This is a genomic window from Microbacterium hibisci (assembly GCF_015278255.1).
Classification (GTDB): domain Bacteria; phylum Actinomycetota; class Actinomycetes; order Actinomycetales; family Microbacteriaceae; genus Microbacterium; species Microbacterium hibisci.
Genome location: NZ_JADIJC010000001.1, coordinates 261067 through 279843, shown reverse-complemented (window position 1 = coordinate 279843; position 18777 = coordinate 261067). Strand labels below are relative to the sequence as shown.

22 protein-coding genes are annotated in these 18777 nt (G+C 71.2%); 15 read left to right on the top strand and 7 right to left on the bottom strand.

Features of this window, described 5'->3' with window-relative positions; translation table 11 throughout:
* The first annotated feature begins 99 nt into the window (after positions 1-99).
* Positions 100-570: an Lrp/AsnC family transcriptional regulator gene (locus tag IM770_RS01340; RefSeq protein ID WP_203579338.1), complete on the top strand. Its 471-nt coding sequence runs from the start codon at positions 100-102 to the stop codon at positions 568-570.
* A gap of 30 nt (positions 571-600) precedes the next feature.
* Here the strand turns inward: IM770_RS01340 and IM770_RS01335 are convergent, their stop codons facing one another.
* Entirely contained in the window at positions 601-1611 is a 1011-nt protein-coding gene (locus tag IM770_RS01335) for an EamA family transporter (RefSeq protein WP_203579337.1), read from the bottom strand.
* 75 nt (positions 1612-1686) lie between these two features.
* Here IM770_RS01335 and IM770_RS01330 point away from each other — a divergent pair, with 75 nt between their 5' ends.
* Positions 1687-2241, top strand: a complete 555-nt coding sequence (locus IM770_RS01330) for a CGNR zinc finger domain-containing protein (protein WP_203579336.1) — start codon at positions 1687-1689, stop codon at positions 2239-2241.
* Here IM770_RS01330 and IM770_RS01325 read toward each other — a convergent pair.
* Entirely contained in the window at positions 2201-3100 is a 900-nt protein-coding gene (locus tag IM770_RS01325; protein WP_203579335.1) for an alpha/beta fold hydrolase, read from the bottom strand. The genes IM770_RS01330 and IM770_RS01325 overlap by 41 nt on opposite strands.
* An 87-nt stretch (positions 3101-3187) precedes the next feature.
* Between IM770_RS01325 and IM770_RS01320 the strand changes: the two genes are divergently transcribed.
* Entirely contained in the window at positions 3188-3919 is a 732-nt protein-coding gene (locus tag IM770_RS01320) for an exonuclease domain-containing protein (RefSeq protein ID WP_239065601.1), read from the top strand.
* Between the two features lie 113 nt (positions 3920-4032).
* On the opposite strand, the gene IM770_RS01315 is transcribed toward IM770_RS01320, so the two are convergent.
* From IM770_RS01315 to glgA, 3 genes are all read right to left on the bottom strand, one after another.
* Positions 4033-4290 (bottom strand): type B 50S ribosomal protein L31, encoded by a 258-nt coding sequence (locus IM770_RS01315; protein ID WP_203579333.1) that lies wholly within the window; start codon positions 4288-4290, stop codon positions 4033-4035.
* Positions 4291-4427: 137 nt separating this feature from the next.
* Positions 4428-5213: an ABC transporter ATP-binding protein gene (locus IM770_RS01310; protein ID WP_203579332.1), complete on the bottom strand. Its 786-nt coding sequence runs from the start codon at positions 5211-5213 to the stop codon at positions 4428-4430.
* Positions 5214-5222: 9 nt separating this feature from the next.
* Positions 5223-6416, bottom strand: coding sequence for a glycogen synthase (gene glgA, locus IM770_RS01305; RefSeq protein WP_203579331.1), 1194 nt, complete (start codon positions 6414-6416; stop codon positions 5223-5225).
* Between the two features lie 77 nt (positions 6417-6493).
* Between glgA and IM770_RS01300 the strand changes: the two genes are divergently transcribed.
* Genes IM770_RS01300 through IM770_RS01290 form a run of 3 tightly spaced genes read left to right on the top strand, consistent with a single transcriptional unit; the run spans position 6494 to position 9173 of the window.
* Positions 6494-7738 carry a glucose-1-phosphate adenylyltransferase gene (locus IM770_RS01300; protein WP_203579330.1) on the top strand — a complete coding sequence of 415 codons (1245 nt, stop codon included), beginning with the start codon at positions 6494-6496 and terminating at the stop codon, positions 7736-7738.
* 43 nt (positions 7739-7781) lie between these two features.
* Positions 7782-8429, top strand: a complete 648-nt coding sequence (gene serB / locus IM770_RS01295) for a phosphoserine phosphatase SerB (protein ID WP_203579329.1) — start codon at positions 7782-7784, stop codon at positions 8427-8429.
* Positions 8430-8465: 36 nt separating this feature from the next.
* Positions 8466-9173, top strand: coding sequence for an alpha/beta fold hydrolase (locus IM770_RS01290; protein ID WP_203579328.1), 708 nt, complete (start codon positions 8466-8468; stop codon positions 9171-9173).
* Between the two features lie 20 nt (positions 9174-9193).
* Here the strand turns inward: IM770_RS01290 and fabG are convergent, their stop codons facing one another.
* On the bottom strand, positions 9194-9904 hold the full coding sequence (gene fabG / locus IM770_RS01285) for a 3-oxoacyl-ACP reductase FabG (RefSeq protein ID WP_203579327.1): 711 nt from the start codon (positions 9902-9904) through the stop codon (positions 9194-9196).
* A 130-nt stretch (positions 9905-10034) separates the two neighbouring features.
* Between fabG and IM770_RS01280 the strand changes: the two genes are divergently transcribed.
* The 4 genes from IM770_RS01280 (at position 10035) to IM770_RS01265 (ending at position 12097) form a co-directional block, all read left to right on the top strand.
* A complete protein-coding gene (locus IM770_RS01280) occupies positions 10035-10547 on the top strand; it encodes a DUF4190 domain-containing protein (protein WP_203579326.1) in 513 nt (170 codons plus the stop codon).
* A gap of 67 nt (positions 10548-10614) precedes the next feature.
* Positions 10615-10986, top strand: a complete 372-nt coding sequence (locus IM770_RS01275; RefSeq protein WP_203579325.1) for a DUF3099 domain-containing protein — start codon at positions 10615-10617, stop codon at positions 10984-10986.
* Positions 10983-11213 (top strand): hypothetical protein, encoded by a 231-nt coding sequence (locus IM770_RS01270; protein ID WP_203579324.1) that lies wholly within the window; start codon positions 10983-10985, stop codon positions 11211-11213. Before IM770_RS01275 ends, IM770_RS01270 begins: the two co-directional genes overlap by 4 nt.
* The gene (locus IM770_RS01265; protein WP_239065599.1) at positions 11210-12097 is read left to right on the top strand and encodes an SURF1 family cytochrome oxidase biogenesis protein; all 888 of its coding nucleotides are present in this window, start codon (positions 11210-11212) and stop codon (positions 12095-12097) included. Before IM770_RS01270 ends, IM770_RS01265 begins: the two co-directional genes overlap by 4 nt.
* Before the next feature lie 26 nt (positions 12098-12123).
* On the opposite strand, the gene IM770_RS01260 is transcribed toward IM770_RS01265, so the two are convergent.
* Positions 12124-13722, bottom strand: a complete 1599-nt coding sequence (locus tag IM770_RS01260) for an ABC-F family ATP-binding cassette domain-containing protein (RefSeq protein ID WP_203579323.1) — start codon at positions 13720-13722, stop codon at positions 12124-12126.
* Between the two features lie 165 nt (positions 13723-13887).
* Between IM770_RS01260 and IM770_RS01255 the strand changes: the two genes are divergently transcribed.
* The 5 genes from IM770_RS01255 to IM770_RS01235 all read left to right on the top strand — a co-directional run bounded on the left by IM770_RS01255 (position 13888) and on the right by IM770_RS01235 (position 18626).
* Positions 13888-14523: a DedA family protein gene (locus IM770_RS01255; RefSeq protein ID WP_203579322.1), complete on the top strand. Its 636-nt coding sequence runs from the start codon at positions 13888-13890 to the stop codon at positions 14521-14523.
* Between the two features lie 4 nt (positions 14524-14527).
* A complete protein-coding gene (locus IM770_RS18005; RefSeq protein ID WP_203579321.1) occupies positions 14528-15784 on the top strand; it encodes a sensor histidine kinase in 1257 nt (418 codons plus the stop codon).
* Positions 15781-16452 carry a response regulator gene (locus tag IM770_RS01245; protein WP_203579320.1) on the top strand — a complete coding sequence of 224 codons (672 nt, stop codon included), beginning with the start codon at positions 15781-15783 and terminating at the stop codon, positions 16450-16452. The genes IM770_RS18005 and IM770_RS01245 overlap by 4 nt, the downstream gene beginning before the upstream one ends.
* A 111-nt stretch (positions 16453-16563) precedes the next feature.
* Positions 16564-17859, top strand: coding sequence for an acyltransferase family protein (locus IM770_RS01240; RefSeq protein ID WP_203579319.1), 1296 nt, complete (start codon positions 16564-16566; stop codon positions 17857-17859).
* Positions 17860-17978: 119 nt separating this feature from the next.
* A complete protein-coding gene (locus IM770_RS01235; RefSeq protein WP_203579318.1) occupies positions 17979-18626 on the top strand; it encodes a biotin transporter BioY in 648 nt (215 codons plus the stop codon).
* Positions 18627-18777 lie beyond the last annotated feature (151 nt).

Here is an 18777-nt window from a genome sequence, read left to right as displayed (position 1 = left end):
TCGAGGCTACGTCTGCATCGCACCTCGCTCAAGCATTCGAGAGTTGCTTGAGCATGTTGACAACTCAGGCGGGCCAAAGGCGTGCTAACGTTTCGCACTATGAGTGCCCTCGATCACGTCGACCTCGAGCTTCTCGCCGCGCTCTCAGCCGACCCCCGCGCGACCGTCGTCGCGCTCGCCGAACGGCTCGGCCTCTCGCGCAACACCGTCCAGGCGCGCATGGCCCGCCTCGAGAAGGCCGGTGTCTTCCTGTCGTACGAGCGGGCCATCTCGTCGGCGTCGCTCGGCTTCCCCATCGAGGCCTTCATCAGCGTGATCGTGCGTCAGGCCGACCTGCCGCGCATCGCGATCGAATTGGCACGCGTGCCCGAGGTCGTGCAGGCTCATGGCCTGTCAGGGCAGGTGGACCTTCTCGTCCGCGTCGCGTGCCGCGACACCCAGCACCTCTTCGACACCGACGCCCGCATCCTCGCCATCGAGGGCGTCGAGCGCACCGAGACGTCGCTCGTCATGGGCGAGGTCATCCCCCATCGCGTCACGCCGCTCATGGAGCTCGCGCGTCAGGACTGACGCCGGCGCGGACGCGGGGACGGATGCCCGTCAGGGAGCGGGCACGACGGGGATCGCCGCGGCTTCGCCCTTCGGGTTGCCGGTCGACGACGCATCGGCGCGCACGAGCACCACGCCCACGAGGATCAGCGCACCGCCGACGAACTGGATGGGCGCCGGCACCTCGCTCAAGAAGATCCACGCGAACATGAGGGCGAACAGCACCTCCGACAGCCCGACGAACGAGGCGACGCGCGAGCCGATGCGCGGGACCGCCATCACGCCGAACGCGTAGCCGAGCGTCGTCGCGATCGCGGCGACCCAGAGGAGCGGCATCCACCACGGCACTTCCACGCCAGCCAGCACGACGGACACCGCCGGCGCCTGGAACGGCAGGATGCCGGTGACGCACAGCACGCCCATCACGAGGGCGCCGGTCAGCAGTCCGCTCGCCGCGAGCGCCAGGGGCGGCAGGTCGTCGCCGGCCCGCTCCGAGATGACGAAGTAGGCACATACGCACACGGCGGCGGCCAGCGCCAGCAGCGTCCCGATGAGGTCGAACGAGGCCCCCGAGATGTCGACCACGAGGACGAGCCCCGCGACCGCGACCGCCGAACCCCACAGCACCAGCGCCGACGGCCGCTTGCGCGTGCGAGCCCACACGGCCGCGACGAGCATGACGGGAGCGAGGTACTGGATCAGCAGCGCCACGGCCACCGGCATCCGCTGCATCGCCGAGAAGAAGAACAGCTGACAGCCGAGCACCGGCATGAGCCCGAAGCCGACGATGAGCCGCCAGTGCCGACGGAGGAAGCCGCGCTGCCGCCTCATCGCCAGGAACAGCGCCGGCGACAGCACCAGTCCGGCGACGCCCATGCGTAGCAGGAGTGCGGCGCCGAGCGACCAGCCGGCCTCCAGCAGGGGCTTCACGAAGGGGCCGCTGGACGAGAACGCCAGCGCCGAGGCGACGCCCATCACGAGCCCTGTCGTGCGCAGCCGCGCGGTCGAGCCGAACCCGGCGCCCGGGGCGATGATGGGGATGGACGCGGTGGAAGCGGTCATGGGCGGCATCCGACTGTCAGGAGTGAAGGGTGTTTACACTGGTGACAGTAGCCGAACGCGTTGTCAGGAGTCAATGTGGTTTTCATTCATGACACGGAGCAGAATCTCCGGGCTGCCTCGTACCTCGTCAACACGCTCCCGGGCTCCGACGACGACGACACACTGACGACGCTCGAGGACTTCGACGCGTACCTGCGGGTGAATCCCTACACGGGCCTGATCCGCCGGGATCAGGCCGAGCTCGACGGCGTGCGCGCGGTGCGCCCCCGCCTGCGGCAGCTGTGGGAGGTCGACCGCGACGGCGCGGTGCCCCTCGTCAACGAGATGCTCCGCGACGGCCATGCACTCCCCCGCCTGGTCATCCACGACGCGTTCGACTGGCACATCCACGCCACGAGCGACGACGCCCCCCTGGCCACCCGCATCCTGGTCGAGGCGGCGATGGCCTTCGTCGACGTCATCCGCGCGGACGAGTACGACCGCGTACGGGTCTGCGCCGCCGACGACTGCGACGGCGTCTACGTCGACTACTCGAAGAACGGCTCGAAGCGGTACTGCGACACCGGCAACTGCGGCAACCGCATGAACGTCAACGCGTACCGGCGTCGGAAGGCGCGAGAAACCGCGTGATCGCGTCGGCGGCCGCCGCCGGCGTCTCGTAGTGGATCAGGTGCCCGACGTCGGGGATCTCGACCAGGTCCGCGGCGGGGAACATCGTCGCGAGCTCGCGCTCCGCCTCGATCGGCGTGATGTCGTCCCGCTGCGCCGCCACCAGCAGGGTCGGCTGCGCGATCAGCGGCGCGAAGGCGCGCACGTCGTTCGACACCGACGCGAGGAACGCGTCGTGCAGCACGTCGCGATCGGCGAACCGCGAGAAGTACGTGTCGTGCTGATCGTGCACGAAGCGACGGATGCCGGAGTCCTTGGTCTTGGCCATCGACACGCTCATCACGCGCACGATGAGGCCGTTGCGCAGCAGGGCCTCGCCGAGCCACTGGGGCAGGCGCGCACCCGCCCAGTAGTAGAAGACGGCGAGGCGCGTGAGGACGCCCCGCGGGCCCTCGAGCGCGGGCGCGCCGATCGGGTTCACGAGGATGACCCGCGGCGTCGCGAGTCCGCCGGCCACCGCGGCCGACACCACGATCGAGCCGAACGAGTGGCCGAGGATCACCGCTCCCGGCGCGACCGCCGCGACGAACTCGCGCAGCCACTGCGCATAGAGATCGAGGTCGTGCCGTCGGCCGGGGACCGGGGCGGTCTCGCCAAAGCCGGGCAGGTCGGGCGAGATCACCCGGACAGCCGGCAGGTGCGCGACGACGGGCTCGAGTCCATGATGCTCACCGCGGAAGCCGTGCACCGCCACGATCGTCGTCGCGGCGTCTGCCGGGCCGTACACCCAATAGGCCGTACGGCCGCCGAGCACGTCGGCCTCGTGCCGCTCGACGGGGATCGCGTCGAGCAGCGGGGCGTACGGGTTGGGCACGGTCACCCATCGAGTCTACGAGCCCGCGGCCGGGACACCTGAGCGCGGAGCGCCTCCGACGCGATGTCGGGAGGGACGCATACCGTGATCGGCATGAGCCGCCCGCGTCCCGAACAGCTGCCGCTGTGGGACGTGCCGGAGTGGGTCCGCATGGTCGGCGTCTTCGACCTCGAGACGACCGGCGTCGACGTGACGACCGACCGGATCGTCACGGCGCATGTGGGGCTGCTGGATGCCGAGGGCCGCGTGATCCGCGCGCGCGACTGGCTCGCCGATCCCGGCGTCGAGATCCCCGAAGGTGCGAGCGCGATCCACGGCATCTCGACCGCCCACGCGCGCGCGAACGGCCGCCCCGCCGCGGAAGTGGTGGGCGAGGTGGTCGCCGCGGTGAGCGGGCTGCTGGACGCCGGCATCCCGGTCGTCGCGTACAACGCGCCGTACGACTTCTCGCTGCTGAAGTACGAGTCGCTGCGCCACGGCGTCGCGCCGATCGTGAACCCGTCTCCCGTGATCGACCCGCTCGTGGTCGACAAGGCGTACGACCGCTGGCGCCGGGGCAAGCGCACGCTGCAGGTCGTGGCGGCGCACTACGCCGTGCGGCTCGAGGCGGCGCACGAGGCATCCGCCGACGCGGTCGCCGCGGGGCGCGTCGCGCAGGCCCTGGCCGAGCGCTTCGCGCCGTGGCTGCCGGGCACGGTGCACGAGCTGCACACCCGCCAGATCGGCTGGGCCCGAGCGCAGGCCGAGAGCCTCACCGAGTACTTCATCCGGATCGGACGCCTCGACCCCGAGGAACGCCTGGACGGCCGGTGGCCGATCCGCTGAGCGGCCGTCGGACGCCTCCCGGAAACGAACGAACCCCCGCCGAAGCGGGGGTTCGCGAATTCCGAGGCGGACCGGTCGCCGGTCGTCGAGCGCCGCCGGAACGGTGGGCGGGCTTACTTGGACGAGCCGCCGAAGTTCTTGAAGCGCTGGTTGAACTTCTCGACACGACCGGCCGAGTCCATGATGCGCTGCTTGCCCGTGTAGAACGGGTGCGAGGCGGACGAGATCTCGACGTCGATGACGGGGTACTCGACACCGTCGAGCTCGATCGTCTTGTCGCTGGTCACCGTCGAGCGGGTGAGGAAGGTCTCGCCCGAGCCGAGGTCACGGAAAACGACGGCCTGGTAGTCCGGGTGGATTTCAGTCTTCATGATGGTCCTTTGAGGAAGGTGCCCTGGATTTTGCCAGGGCGGTCAAAGTCTGGGGTGCGAACGCACCAAAGAGAGATTCTATCAGCCCGCGGCGCCGCTGCCGAACCGACCATCGCCGGGTGCGGCGACCGCGGCGATCAGTGCTCGGCGCGGGCCGCGTACCGACCGCCGTCCTCGGTGAGACGGATCGGCACGCCGAACGTGTCGGTCAGAGCCTCGGCGGTGAGCGTCTCGCGGATCGGACCGGCCGCCACGGCCTGCCCGTCGCGCAGGAGCAGCACGTGGGTGAAGCCGATCGGGATCTCCTCGACGTGGTGCGTGACCATGATCATGGCGGGCGTCGTCGGCGCCTGCGCATAGCCGCCCAGCAGGAGCAGCAGCTCTTCGCGGGCGCCGAGGTCGAGGCTGGCGGTGGGCTCGTCGAGCAGCAGCAGCTCGGGGTCGGTCATGACGGCACGGGCGATCTGCACGCGCTTCTGCTCGCCGTCGCTGAGCGTGCCGAAGGTGCGATCGGCGAGGTGGTCGAGCTTCCACTCCGCCAGCACGCGCAGTGCGCGGCGCTCGTCGATGTCTTCGTAGTCCTCGCGCCACCGGCCCAGCACCGAGTACGCCGCGGTCAGCACGACGTTGATGACGGTCTCCTCCGGCGGCACGCGACGGGCCATCGCGGACGACGCGAAGCCGATGCGCGGCCGCAGCTCGAAGACGTCGGTGCGGCCCAGCCGCTCGCCGAGGATCGTCACGGTGCCCGAGGTGGGGTGCATCAGCGTGTCGGCCATCTGGAGAACCGTCGTCTTGCCGGCGCCATTGGGCCCGAGGACGACCCAGCGCTCGTCGTCGCTGATGGTCCAGTCCAGGTGGTCGACGATGTTCCGGGCGTTTCGGCGGACGATCACGTCGGAGAACTCGAGCACCTGGGGCATGCTGACAGCCTATCGGCCGCGGGCGGCGACCTCCGCGTACAGGGCGGCCGTCTGGTCGGCGATCCGCTGCCAGCTGAAGTCCTCCGTCGCCCGCCGCCGGCCGGCCGCGCCGTACTCGCGCGCCCGGCCCGGATCGCTCACGACCTCGGTGAGGACGCGGGCGAGATCGGCCACGAAGCGCTCAGGGTCCGTGGGCGTTCCTGTGCCGTCCTGCACCTGCTCGATCGGCACCAGCCGGCCGGTGACACCGTCGACGACCACCTCCGGGATGCCGCCGGTCGCGGTGCCGACCACCGCGGCTCCGCACGCCATCGCCTCGAGGTTGACGATGCCCAGCGGCTCGTACACCGACGGGCACACGAACGTGGTGGCGGCGCTGAGGATCGTGCACAGCTCGTGCCGCGACAGCATGCGGTCGAGCCAGACGACGCCCTCCCGGGTCTCCTGCAGGCCGCGGACGAGGCCCTCGACCTCGGCCATGATCTGCGGCGTGTCCGGCGCGCCGGCGGCGAGGATCACCTGCACGTCGGCGGGAAGGCGCTCGGCCGCCCGCAGGAAGTACGGCAGGCCCTTCTGACGTGTGATGCGGCCGACGAACACGACCGACGGCTTGGCCGGGTCGATGCCGAGCTCCGCCAGGAGCTCCGGATCCTCGACGGGATGCCACGCCTCGACGTCGATGCCGTTGTAGATGACGCGCACGCGCTCGGGGTCGAGCGACGGGTAGCTGCGCAGGATGTCTTCGCGCATGCCGTTGCTCACGGCGACGATCGCGGCGGCGGCCTCGTAGGCCGACTTCTCGATCCAGCTCGAGACGGCGTAGCCGCCGCCCAGCTGCTCGGCCTTCCACGGTCGCAGCGGCTCGAGGCTGTGCGCAGTGACGATGTGCGGGATGCCGTGCAGGAGCGAGGCGAGATGCCCGGCGAAGTTCGCGTACCAGGTGTGGCTGTGCACGACGTCTGCCCCGGCGACGTCCGGGACGATCTCGAGGTCGGTGCCGAGGGTCTGGACCGCCGCGTTGGCGGCGGACAGTCCCGCGGGGACGCCGTACGCGGTGGTCCCCTCCTCGTCGCGTTCGGCCCCGAAGGCGCGCACCCGCACATCGATGCTCGAACGCAGCGCCTTGACGAGCTCGGTCACGTGCACACCGGCGCCGCCGTAGATCTCGGGCGGGTACTCCTTGGTCACGATGTCGACGCGCATGGCACGAAACCTAATACACGTGACGGCCCGCGTGTAACGGGTACCCCGATTCTTCCGCCGGCCCTAGGGTGGGGTTCATGCCAGCAGCCCCCAAGGTCTTCGGAATCATCCTCGCCGGCGGCGAAGGGAAGCGGCTGATGCCGTTGACGGCGGATCGGGCGAAGCCGGCCGTGCCGTTCGGCGGGCAGTACCGTCTCATCGACTTCGCGATCTCGAACCTCATCAACTCGGGCCTGCGCCAGGTCGTCGTGCTGACCCAGTACAAGTCGCACAGCCTCGATCGCCACATCTCGCAGACCTGGCGCATGTCGGCTCTGCTCGACTCCTACGTCACCTCGGTGCCCGCTCAGCAGCGACTGGGCAAGCGGTGGTTCTCGGGCTCCGCCGACGCGATCCTCCAGAGCCTCAACCTGATCAATGACGAGCAGCCCGACATCGTCGTGGTCATCGGCGCGGACCACGTCTACCGCATGGACTTCCGGCAGATGCTCGCCGCCCACATCGAGTCCGATGCGCGGGCCACGGTCGCCGGCATCCGTCAGCCGATCTCGCTCGCGAACCAGTTCGGTGTGATCGACGTGGACCCCGACGACCCGGTGCGCATCCGCGAGTTCCTCGAGAAGCCGCAGAACGCCGTCGGACTCACCGACGCGCCGAACCAGGTGCTCGCCTCGATGGGCAACTACATCTTCGACACCGACGCCCTCATCGAGGCGGTCGAGGCGGACGGCGAGCTGCCGACGTCGAACCACGACATGGGCGGCGACATCATCCCCTACTTCGTCGGCCGCGGCGAGGCCGGCGTGTACGACATGAACCGCAACGACGTGCCGGGCTCGACCGACCGCGACCGCTACTACTGGCGGGACGTGGGAACGATCGACTCGTTCTTCGACGCGCACCGCGACCTGATCTCGACGCTGCCGGTGTTCAACCTCTACAACACCGACTGGCCCATCCACTCGCAGGCGGTCAACTCGCCGCCGGCGAAGTTCGTGCGTGACTCGGTGGGACGGATCGGCAACGCGATCGACTCGATCGTGTCGCTGGGCTCGGTGCTCTCGGGCACCCACCTGGAGCGAAGCGTCGTCGGCCCGTGGACGCTCGCGGGCGGTGGCTCGACCATCACCGACTCGGTGCTTTTCGATCATGTGCACGTGGGCGCGGGCGCGCGCGTGCACCGCGCGATCCTCGACAAGAACGTCGTCCTCGAGGACGGCGCGACCGTCGGCGTCGACCGCGACAAAGACCTGGCGCGCGGCTTCACCATCACCGACAGCGGCATCACGGTCGTCGGGAAGGGCTTCCGCGTCGAGCGATGACGCACGGCCGCGAGCGGCTTCGCCGTGCGGCTAGCGTGGAGGGATGCCCGCCGCGCCCTCCCCTGCCCGTTTCCTCGTCGTGCTCGACGCGGACTCCACCCTCATCCGCAACGAGGTCATCGAGCTGATCGCCGACGAGGCCGGGCGGGGTGCCGAAGTCGCCGCGGCGACCGAGGCCGCGATGCGGGGTGAGGTGGACTTCGCGACCAGCCTCCGATCGCGGGTCGAGGCGCTCGAGGGTGTGCCGCTCGCGTCGTTCTCGCGTGTGCTGGCCCGCATCGAGCCGACCCCGGGCGTGCGCGAACTCATCGATGCGGTGCATGAGCGCGGCGGGGCCGTGGGCGTGGTGTCGGGCGGGTTCCACGAGATCCTCGACACCGTCGCGCCCGACCTCGGCGTCGATGTGTGGCGGGCGAACCGCCTCACGACGCGGGACGGCGCGCTGGACGGCACGGTGGACGGCGAGATCGTGGATGCCGCCGGCAAGGCCGCCGCGCTGGGCGAGTGGGCCGCCGAGCGCGGCGTTGCGCTGTCGCGCACGATCGCGATCGGCGACGGAGCGAACGACCTCGACATGATGGCCGCGGCGGGGCTCGGCGTCGCGTTCAACGCCAAGCCCGCCGTTCGAGAGCGGGCCGACGTCGTCGTGGGTCCGGTCGACCTCGCCGAGGTGATCCCGCTCCTGCCGTGACTTCCGGATGTCGGTGCCCCTGACTAGCGTCGGGGCATGCACATCGTTCTCGTTCCCGGTCTGTGGCTCGACGCGTCATCGTGGGGCGAGGTGACCCCGGCTCTCGAGGCCGCGGGACATCGCACCCATCCGCTCACCATGCCGGGAGTCGGCGCACCGGCGGCCGAGAGCCGCGACATCGGCATGGCGGACTGGGTCGACGCGACCGTCGCGGTGATCGACGGACTCGACGGCGAGGTCGCCCTGGTCGGACATTCCGGCGGCGGCAACGTCGTGTACGGGGCCCTCGACGCGCGCCCCGACCGCATCGCTCACATCGTGTTCCTCGACTCGTTCCCCCAGGGTGACGGGGGCATCATCTCCGAGCTCCCCGTGGTCGACGGGGTGGTGCCGTTCCCGGGCTGGGACTTCTTCGACGACGAAGAGGTGGGCGACCTCGATGCGCAGACGCGGGCCGACGCCACGGCGCGCACCGCCTCGGTCCCGGAGCGGATCCCCGTCGACCCGTTGCGGCTGACCGACGAGCGACGGCGCTCGGTGCCCATGACCATGATCACCGGCACGATGCCCGAGGCGCAGATCCGCCAGATCATCGCCGCGGCACCCGACTGGGCCGCCGAGCTCGTGGCCGTCGAGGATCTGCGGATCATCCAGCTCAATGACGAGGGCGAGCCCACCGGCCACTGGCCGCAGTTCTCACAGCCCGGCGCGGTGGCAGAGGCGATCCTGCGCGCGATCGACTGACGCGAAGGGCCCCCGCTGGGTCAGTGCCCCATGCCGAGGCCGCCGTCGACGGGGATCACCGCGCCGGAGATGTAGGCGGCGTCGTCCGACGCGATCCACGTCACGACGCCGGCGACCTCGTCGGCCGACGCGAAGCGCCCGGCGGGGATGTTCTCCTTGTACTCGGCCTGCGTGTCCTCGGGCAGCTCTGCCGTCATGTCGGTCTCGATGAACCCCGGCGCGACGACGTTGGCGGTGATGCCGCGGGCCCCGAGCTCCCGCGTGAGCGAGCGCGCGAAGCCCACGAGCGCGCTCTTCGAGGCGGAGTAGTTGATCTGGCCCGCCGAGCCGTACAGCCCCACGACGCTCGAGATCAGCACGACGCGTCCCCATCGCGCGCGCAGCATGCCCTTCGACGCGCGCTTGACGACCCGGAACGCACCGCCGAGGTTCGTGGCCACGACGCTGTCGAAGTCGTCCTCGGTCATGCGCAGCAGCAGCGTGTCCTTGGTGATGCCGGCATTGGCGACGACGATCTCGACCGGGCCCAGCGTGCTCTCGACTTCGGTGAAGGCGGCGTCGACGGCCGCGGCATCCGTCACGTCCGCACGCACGGTGAGGGTGCCCTCGGGTCCTTCGCCGGAACGGGCGGTCACGGCGACCTTGTAGCCCTCGGCGACGAAGCGCTCGGCGATGGCACGGCCGATGCCGCGGTTTCCGCCGGTGACGAGGACGACGCGATCGGTGGACATGGTGCACTCCCGGGGTTTGTGGCGGATCCGCACCAGCCTACCGGCGCGCCGAGTGCGCCTTCCGACTCGTTTGACACCCCCGGTGCGGCGCTGGGACGCTGGGGGCATACCTCGAAGAAAGGCGCGCGCCGTGAGCGACAGCACCCCTCAGAACCCCTCGCCCGAGCAGGGTGCCCACCCGCCGGTTCCGCCGGCGCCGTCCGCCCCGCAGCCCGCGGGCCCGGGGGCCTACCCGCCGCCGGCCTCAGGCGCGTACGCCCCGCCGGCCTACGGCGCGGCGCCCTCGAGCGGGAGCGCCTACGGTGCGCCCGCCGGGGGCGCAGCCTCGTACGGCGCCGCCCCGGCGTACGGCTACGGCTATGGCGCGCCGGCGAAGACCAACACCCTCGCCATCGTGTCTCTCGTCGCCTCGATCGCGAGCTTCATCATCCTGCCCTTCATCGGCTCGATCGTGGGCGTCATCACGGGCCACATGTCGCTCAATCAACTGAAGACGAGCGGCGAGCAGGGACGCGGCATGGCGCTCGCGGGCACGATCGTCGGCTGGGTCGGGCTCGGTCTGTCGATCCTCGGGATCATCGCCGCCATCCTGTTCTTCAGCTTCTTCGTGGCGGCCTACCAGTCATACCCCTACACCTCCTGATCCCGATCGCCCCGGGATCCGCTCCCGGGGCGATCGTGCGGTGCGACCGGCGTACCCTGGAAGTACCGTGAAGAACTCGAGCCACGCCCCATCGGCCACGTCGCTGCCGCGCGCACCGCGCGACGACGTCGGCGCGCGCTCGACGCGGTACCTCATCATGATGGGCATCCGCATCCTGTGCTTCATCCTCATGGTGGTCGTCACGCCGTACGGGTGGTACACGTGGGTGCTCGGCGCAGCCGCGATCTTCCTGCCGTACGTGGCCGTGGTCTCGGCGAACGTCGGCCAGGAGGGCCGCCGCAATCGTCGCGAAGACCCGGAGCCCGCGCTCCCGGCTGCGCCGTCGGCCGCGACGCCGCCCACCGCTCCCGAGACCCGTGTGATCCGCATCCAGGAGACGCCGCCCCACCCCGACGACACTCCGGAACGGACCGAATGAGCGACGACGGACCCGACCCGGTCGCCGAGGCGGTCTGCTCGCGGGCGGGATGCCGCGCGGCGGCGCGCTGGCGGATCGACTGGCGCAACCCGCGCATCCACGCGGCCGACCGCCGCAAGACGTGGGTGGCATGCGACGAGCACGTCGGCTACCTCCGTGAGTTCCTGGCTGCGCGCGACTTCCCCGTCGCCGTGTCCCCGCTCGATGCGGCCGAGGCGACCCGATGAGCCCTCGCTCGGTCAGCATGCAGGATCTTCCCCGCGCCGGACGCTGGGCGATCTACATCGCGCTGGCGGTGGTCTTCGCCATCGCGTGCGCGTTCCTCTCGAACTGGCAGTTCACCCGCAACGAGGAGCGGTCGGCCCAGCTCGCGCTCGTGGAGCAGAACTACGACGCCGAGCCCGTGCCGCTCGCCGACGTCATCGCCGCCGGTGGCGAGCTCGACCCGCAGGATGAATGGCGTCCCGTCGTCCTCACCGGGGAGTACCTCGCCGGCGACGAACTGCTCGTTCGCAACCGGCCCCACGGCGGCACGTCGGCGTTCGAAGTGCTCGTTCCCTTCCGGCTCGACGACGGACGGCTGCTCCTGGTCGATCGAGGTTGGGTGCCACCGGGGCGGGACCAGCCCGAACCCGAGACCGTGCCCGCACCGCCGTCCGGCGAGGCCACCGTCGTCGTGCGCCTGCGCCCGGGCGAGCCGCTGCCGAGCTCGGGCCGCTCCGCTCCGGACGGCCAGGTGCCGACCATCAACCTCGGACTCGTCGCCGACTCGCTCTCCCCCGCGGCGGGCGACGCGCTGGAGCAGAGCGCCTACGGCGTCATGGTCTCGGAGGATCCCGCCCCCGCCACCGCGCCGAGCGCCCTCGAGGCACCCTCCGAGGATCCGGGCCCGCACCTGTCGTACGCGATCCAGTGGATCCTGTTCGCGATCATGGGCTTCGTCTTCATCGGCTACGTCATCCGCACCGAGCGCCGTCACCGTCGCGAGGATGCCGAGGACGCCGAAGCGGCCTCCGAGGAGACCCCGGAGTCCGCTCCCCCGGCTCCCCGACGCCGCCGCGACCGCGACGCGGAGGACGAGGACGCGCTGCTGGACGCCGCCGGCCGCTGACGCTGAGCCCGGTGGTCGCGCTCGCTCTACGCGAGCGAAACGAGATCCGCGTAGTCGCGGCCCCAGATGTCCTCGACGCCGTCGGGCAGGATGAGCACGCGCTCGGGGTTGAGCGCCTCGACCGCGCCCTCGTCGTGCGAGACGAGCACGACGGCGCCCTCGTAGTGCGCGAGCGCGCCGAGGATCTCCTCGCGCGAGGCGGGATCGAGGTTGTTCGTGGGCTCGTCGAGCAGCAGCATGTTCGCCGACGAGACGACGAGCGTCGCGAGCGACAGGCGCGTCTTCTCACCGCCCGACAGCACGCCCGCGGGCTTGAGCACGTCGTCGCCGGTGAACAGGAACGATCCGAGCACCTTGCGCGCCTCGGTCGCCGTGATGTCGGGCGCCGCCGACATCATGTTCTCGAGCACCGAGCGTGAGACGTCGAGGTTCTCGTGCTCCTGCGCGTAGTAGCCGATCTTCAGGCCGTGCCCCGGCTCGAGCTGCCCGGTGTCGGGCTGGTCGACACCTGCGAGGATGCGCAGCAGCGTGGTCTTGCCCGCGCCGTTGAGGCCGAGGATCACGACCTTCGACCCGCGGTCGATCGCGAGGTCGACGTCGGTGAAGATCTCGAGCGAGCCGTACGACTTCGATAGGCCCGACGCCATCAGCGGCGTCTTGCCACAGGGCGCGGGCTTCGGGAAGCGCAGCTTCGCCACGCGCTCCTCCTGCCGCACCTCGTCGAGGCCGGCGAGCATCTTCTCGGCGCGCGCGACCATCTGGTGGGCTGCGGCGGCCTTCGAGGCCTTCGCGCCGAAGCGCGCCGCCTGCTGCTGCAGGACGGTCGCCTTCTTCTCGACGTTCGCGCGCTCCTTCTTGCGGCGCTCCTCGTCGGCCACCCGCTGGCGCAGGTAGTTCTTCCAGTTCATGTTGTAGACGTCGATCACCTGGCGGTTCGCGTCGAGGTAGAACACGCGGTTGACGGTCTCGCCGACGAGCTCGACGTCGTGCGAGATCACGATGAGCCCGCCCTTGTACCCCTTGAGGAACTCGCGCAGCCACACCACGCTGTCGGCGTCGAGGTGGTTGGTGGGCTCGTCGAGGATCATGGTCTGCGCGTCCGAGAACAGGATGCGTGCGAGCTCGATGCGGCGGCGCTGTCCGCCCGAGAGCGTCTTGAGCGGCTGGTCGAGGATGCGATCCGGCAGCGACAGGTTGTGCGCGATCGACGCCGCCTCGGCCTCGGCGGCGTAGCCGCCCAGCGCCTCGAACCGCTCGGTGAGGTTGGCGTACTTGCGCATGGCGCGCGCCGCGACCGCTTCGTCCTCGTCGCCCATGGCGAGGGACGCCTGGTGCATGCCGATCGCGAGCGTGCCGAGGCCGCGCGCGTCCAGGATGCGGGTGCGCGCCAGCATCTCGGGGTCGCCGGAGCGCGGATCCTGCGGCAGGTAGCCCAGCTCGCCGGAGCGCTCGACCTTGCCGTCGGCGGGGATGAGATCTCCCGCGAGCACCTTGGTCAGCGTCGTCTTGCCGGCGCCGTTGCGGCCGACGAGTCCGATCTTGTCGCCGTCCGAGACGCGGAAGGAGACGTCCGACATGAGCACGCGAGCGCCCACGCGGATCTCGAGGTCGTGCACGGCGAGCACAGCGGATGTCCGTTCCGTCGGTGGAGAGGGGGTGGCGGCCGACTGGCCAGCCATCCAGTATACGGGGCAGGGCTCGCGGCCCGTCGCCGGAATACCTCTCCAGGGTGATCCGGTCGATACCGCAGAGGGATGCCTCGGCCGGCGGCATCCGCATACCGTTCCGGGGTGGACCTCCTCACAGACCTGATCCTGCAGGCCGTGGCATCGCCGTGGCTCTACGCCACGATGTTCGCGGTCGCGGTCGTCGACGGCTTCTTCCCGCCGGTGCCCAGCGAGACGCTGCTGGTCGCTGCAGCGGCGGTGGCGGCATCCACCGGCGATCCTCACCTGCTGGCACTCGGCGCCGCCGCGGCGGCCGGAGCCATGGTCGGAGACAACATCGCCTTCGCGATCGGGCGGCGAACCGGCACCGCGAGATTCGCGTGGATGCGGCACCCACGAGTTGCCGACGCGTTCGCGCGCGCGGGCGGGGCGCTCGAGCGGCGCGGCGCCGCCCTCATCCTGGGAGCGCGCTTCATCCCGGTCGGGCGTGTGGCGGTCAACGTGTCGGCCGGAGCCCTGGTCTACCCGTGGCGGCGGTTCGCCGCGCTGACGGTGGCCGCCGGCGTGTGCTGGGCGGCGTACAGCATCGGGATCGGGCTGCTCGCGGGCGCCTGGATCAAGGACCAGCCGCTGCTGAGCGCCGGTCTGGGCGTCGTGCTCGCCATCGCGCTCGGACTCGTGATCGACCGGGTCGTCGCATTGCGCTCCCGCCGCGCCGTTCTCACCCCCGCCGCGACGGCCTCACGACTGACAGGATGACACCGTGCGCGACACCTCCTCGCCCGCCGCGACCCCGCCCCGGCCGCGCCGCCTGAACGCCCGGACGGCGGCCTTCGGCGCGCTGACGCTCACCGCGGTCGCGCTGTTCTCGGTGCTCGTGCCCGTGCTGCTCACGCTCTACCGTCAGCCGGCTGCCTTCGCGTTCCTGTTCGGAGCCCTCCTCTGCGCCGCCCCGGTGCTGGCCGTGCCGTTTCCCCGCTGGTCGACGGCGCTCTTCGTCGTCTCCGCCGTCGTGCTGCCGCTCCCGGTCGCAGAGCTCGACGGCCAGGACTGGCCGTGGCCCTGGTCGGTGCCCGCCATGCTCGCGCTCATCCTGTTCATCGGCGTGGTGGCGATCGCGCACGGCTGGCGCCTCGCGGTGATCGCCTGGGTGCTCTCCATCGCCGGAACGCTCGCGGTCGCCTTCGCCCTGTCGGGGGCGTACCCCGTGGTGGCGGCGATCGTGAACCTCGTCATCGTCACGTCGGTGTCGGGCGCCGCGCTGCTGGTGGCCGTCCTCGTGGCCAGCCGGCTGCGCGTCGGCGCCGAGCTCACCCGCGAGCGGGAGCTGACCGCGATCGAGCAGTCCCGTCGCGTGCTGGTCGAGGAGCGCACGCGCATCGCCCGCGAGCTCCACGACGTGGTCGCGCACGGGATGTCGCTCATCCAGGTGCAGGCCTCCACCGCCCGCTACCGGGTGCCCGACCTGCCCGCCGCGGCGATCGGCGAGTTCGACGAGATCGCCCGCACGGCCCGCGAGGGCCTCACCGAGATGCGCCGGCTGCTCGGCGTGCTGCGCACCGACGACCAGCAGCAGGAGCTGGCACCGCAGCAGGGCATCCGCGACATCCCCGAGCTCGTCCGCGCGCTGCGGCGCGCCGGCGCCGAGATCGACGCCTCCCTCGCACCGGCACCCGAGGCGGTGCCGGCAGCGGTCGACGTCGCCGCCTTCCGCATCGTGCAGGAGGCGCTGAGCAATGCCGTGCGGCACGCCCCGCAGACCCGCATCGAGCTCACGTCGGAGACGGATGCCGCGGCCGTGCGCCTGCTCGTCCGCAACGGATCGTCGACCCAGGCTGCCAGCGGCACGCCGGAGCGCGGCCACGGGCTCCTCGGGATGCGCGAGCGCGCGGCCCTCGTCGGCGGCACGTTGAGCGCCGGACCTGACGCGGACGGGGGGTGGACCGTGCGGGCCGATCTCCCGCTCGCGGGCCCCGCCCCCGCTGCTCCCCCCGCCCGGATCGACGGAGGCTCCCCATGACCATCAGCGTGCTCATCGCCGACGACCAGGCCATGGTGCGCGCGGGCTTCGCCGCGCTCCTGGACGCCCAGGAGGACGTCCGCGTCGTCGGCCAGGCCGCCGACGGCGCCGAGGCGGTCACGCTGTCGGCGCGACTGAACCCCGACGTCGTGCTGATGGACGTGCGGATGCCGGAACTGGACGGCATCGCGGCCACGCGCCGCATCCTCGGTCCCGCCTATCCCGCCGCCCGCGTCCCGCGCATCCTGATGCTGACGACGTTCGACATCGACGACTACGTGTACGACGCGCTCGAGGCGGGCGCCAGCGGCTTCCTGCTGAAGGATGCGCTCCCCGAGGATCTCGTCCACGCCGTGCGCGTCGTCGCGTCCGGCGACGCGCTTCTCGCACCGAGCGTGACCCGGCGCATGATCGAGCATTTCGCGGCCCGCCGGCCCCGTGCCGGGCGCGCCGCCACGGTGCTCGGCGAACTCACCGAGCGCGAGCGCGAGGTGCTGACTCTCATCGGACGCGGACGTTCCAACAGCGAGATCGCCGCCGACCTCTTCATCTCGGAGCAGACCGTCAAGACGCACGTCGGCAAGGTGCTCGCCAAGCTCGGCGCGCGCGACCGCGTGCAGGCGGTGATCTTCGCGTACGACGCGGGCCTGGTCGAACCCGCGGGGTGATCACCCCGCCGGGGATCCCCCCGCGGAGTGAGGACGAGACCACCCCACGGGGCGATGCCCCGCAGCTCACCGCGTTCATAGCCTTCCCGGGACGAACCCCGAGGAGGAGCCATGACCACCACGCTCGCCGCCACCGCCGCACGTCCGGCCGCCGGATCCGGCCGCGACCGCGCGATCGATCTCGTCCGCGCCCTGTGCATCGTCGGCGTGGTCGTGCTGCACGCCATGATGGTCGGCGTCGGCGTCGGAGATGCCGGCCCGTCCTTCGTCAACGCCAGCGACGGCACGTGGTGGATCGTCCCACTCAGCTGGATGCTGCAGGTCATGCCGCTCTTCTTCGTGATCGGCGGGTTCTCGGGGGCCACCGCGTTCCGGCGCGCTCGCGCACGCGGCGGTGACGGCGTGGGCTTCGTCGCCGGTCGCGTCCACCGCCTGGTACTCCCCGCGATCGTGACGATCGCCACCGCCGGCGGACTGCTCGCGGCGCTCGCCACGGCGGGGGTCGCGCCCGACCTCGTCGCTCTGGCGGGCTTCCGCTTCGCCCAGCCGCTTTGGTTCCTGGGCGTGTTCCTGGTCTGCCAGGCTTTGCTGCCGAGCCTGCTGCGCCTGCATGAGAGAGCACCGCTGACGACGATCGGGGCCTTGGCTGCGGTGGCTGTGGCCGTCGACGTCACGCGCATGGTCAGCGGTGTGGACCCCGTCGGCTTCCTCAACCTCGCCTTCGTGTGGCTGACCCTGCAGCAGCTCGGCTTCTTTCTCGCCGACGGAAGGATCGACAGCCTCTCGCGCCGCACCCGCTGGCTGGCGGCCGGCGGTGCCGTGGCCGCCCTCGCAGTGTCGTTCACGACCGGCATCCACTCCCCCGATCTCGTGGCCAACATCAACCCGCCGACGACGGCGCTGCTGTTCGTGGGCATCGCGCACACCGCGTTGTTCTCGGTGTTCCGGGGGCGGCTGGAACACGTCGCCTCGCGGCCGGGCCCGGCCGCCCTCACGCGATTCGTCACGCCCCGCGCGATGACGATCTACCTGTGGCACATGCCGGTGCTGCTGTGCCTTGCGGGGCTGAGTGCGGCCGGCGCCATGCTGACCGGGATGCCGCTTCCTGCCATCGACGGCGCGTGGTGGTGGGTATCACGGCCGGCATGGCTCGCGGCGGCCCTGCTGGCGACGGCGATCGTGGCGATCGGGCTGGCACGCGTCGAATCCGCGGCCGCCCCCGTCTTCTCCGCCTCCGCTTGGCGGGTGGGCGGCGCCGCGCTGGCGGGGACGGCCGCGGTCGCGCTGCTGCTTGTCGCGGGCACGAGCGTCGTGACGGCCGTCGTCGCCGTCGCGCTGCTGGCCGCCGCACTCCGCTTGGCGCGGGTGCGCGGTGCGCAGAGCTCCGCGCACGCCGCGCTCGCGTGAGGCGACGCGCCCTACGGGAACGGGCGGCCTCGTTCTCGTAGGTCCCGAGCAGGGGATCCGACGATCATTCGTGGACGGCGTCCAAGTATGCCGGCATCCCTCCCCCTAGGCTGAGTGCCATGTCATCCATCGCCGCCGCTCCGACCGCTTCCGCCGGAACCCGTCGCGTGCTCGCAGACGTCATCGCCCGCCCGTCCTCCCGCGCTCGCGCTTTCGCTCTCGACGCCGGCCTCGTGGTCGCCGGCGCCGCGATCGTCGCTCTGCTGGCCCAGGTCGAGATCCCGCTGTGGCCCGTCCCCATCACCGGCCAGACGCTCGGCGTGATCGTCGTCGGCGCGGCTCTCGGGGCATGGCGAGGCGCCGCCGCCCTCACGACCTACATGCTCGTGGGCCTTGCCGGCCTCCCGGTGTTCGCGGGGTTCACCGGCACGCTCGCCGCGGTCGGCAAGCCGAGCTTCGGGTTCGTCATCGGGTTCATCTTCTCCGCCTTCGTCGCCGGCTGGTTCGCCGAACGCGCGTGGGACCGCCGGCCCCTGCTCGCGTTCCTCGGGTTCGCCGCCGCGAGCGTGGTGCCGTTCCTCTTCGGGATCCCCTACATGGCTTTCATCCTCAACGTCGTGATGGGTCTGGACTACGCCTTCCTCGCCGTGCTGCAGGCCGGTCTCTTCCCGTTCGTCGTCGGCGGACTGATCAAGGCCGCGCTGGCGGCGGCGATCATCCCCGGCGCCTGGGCACTCGTCCGAAAGGTCGACCAGACGAAGGACTGAACGGATGCCTCGTGGCGAGGCATCCGTCATCGAAAGCCCCGGCCGCTCGGTCGGGGCTTTCGCGTTGTCGTGCGTGTGACGAACCTGATTGGCGCTCGGGTGAACGGCTGGGTAAGGTTGGCCTTACCGCGCCCGAATAAGGGCACCCTTA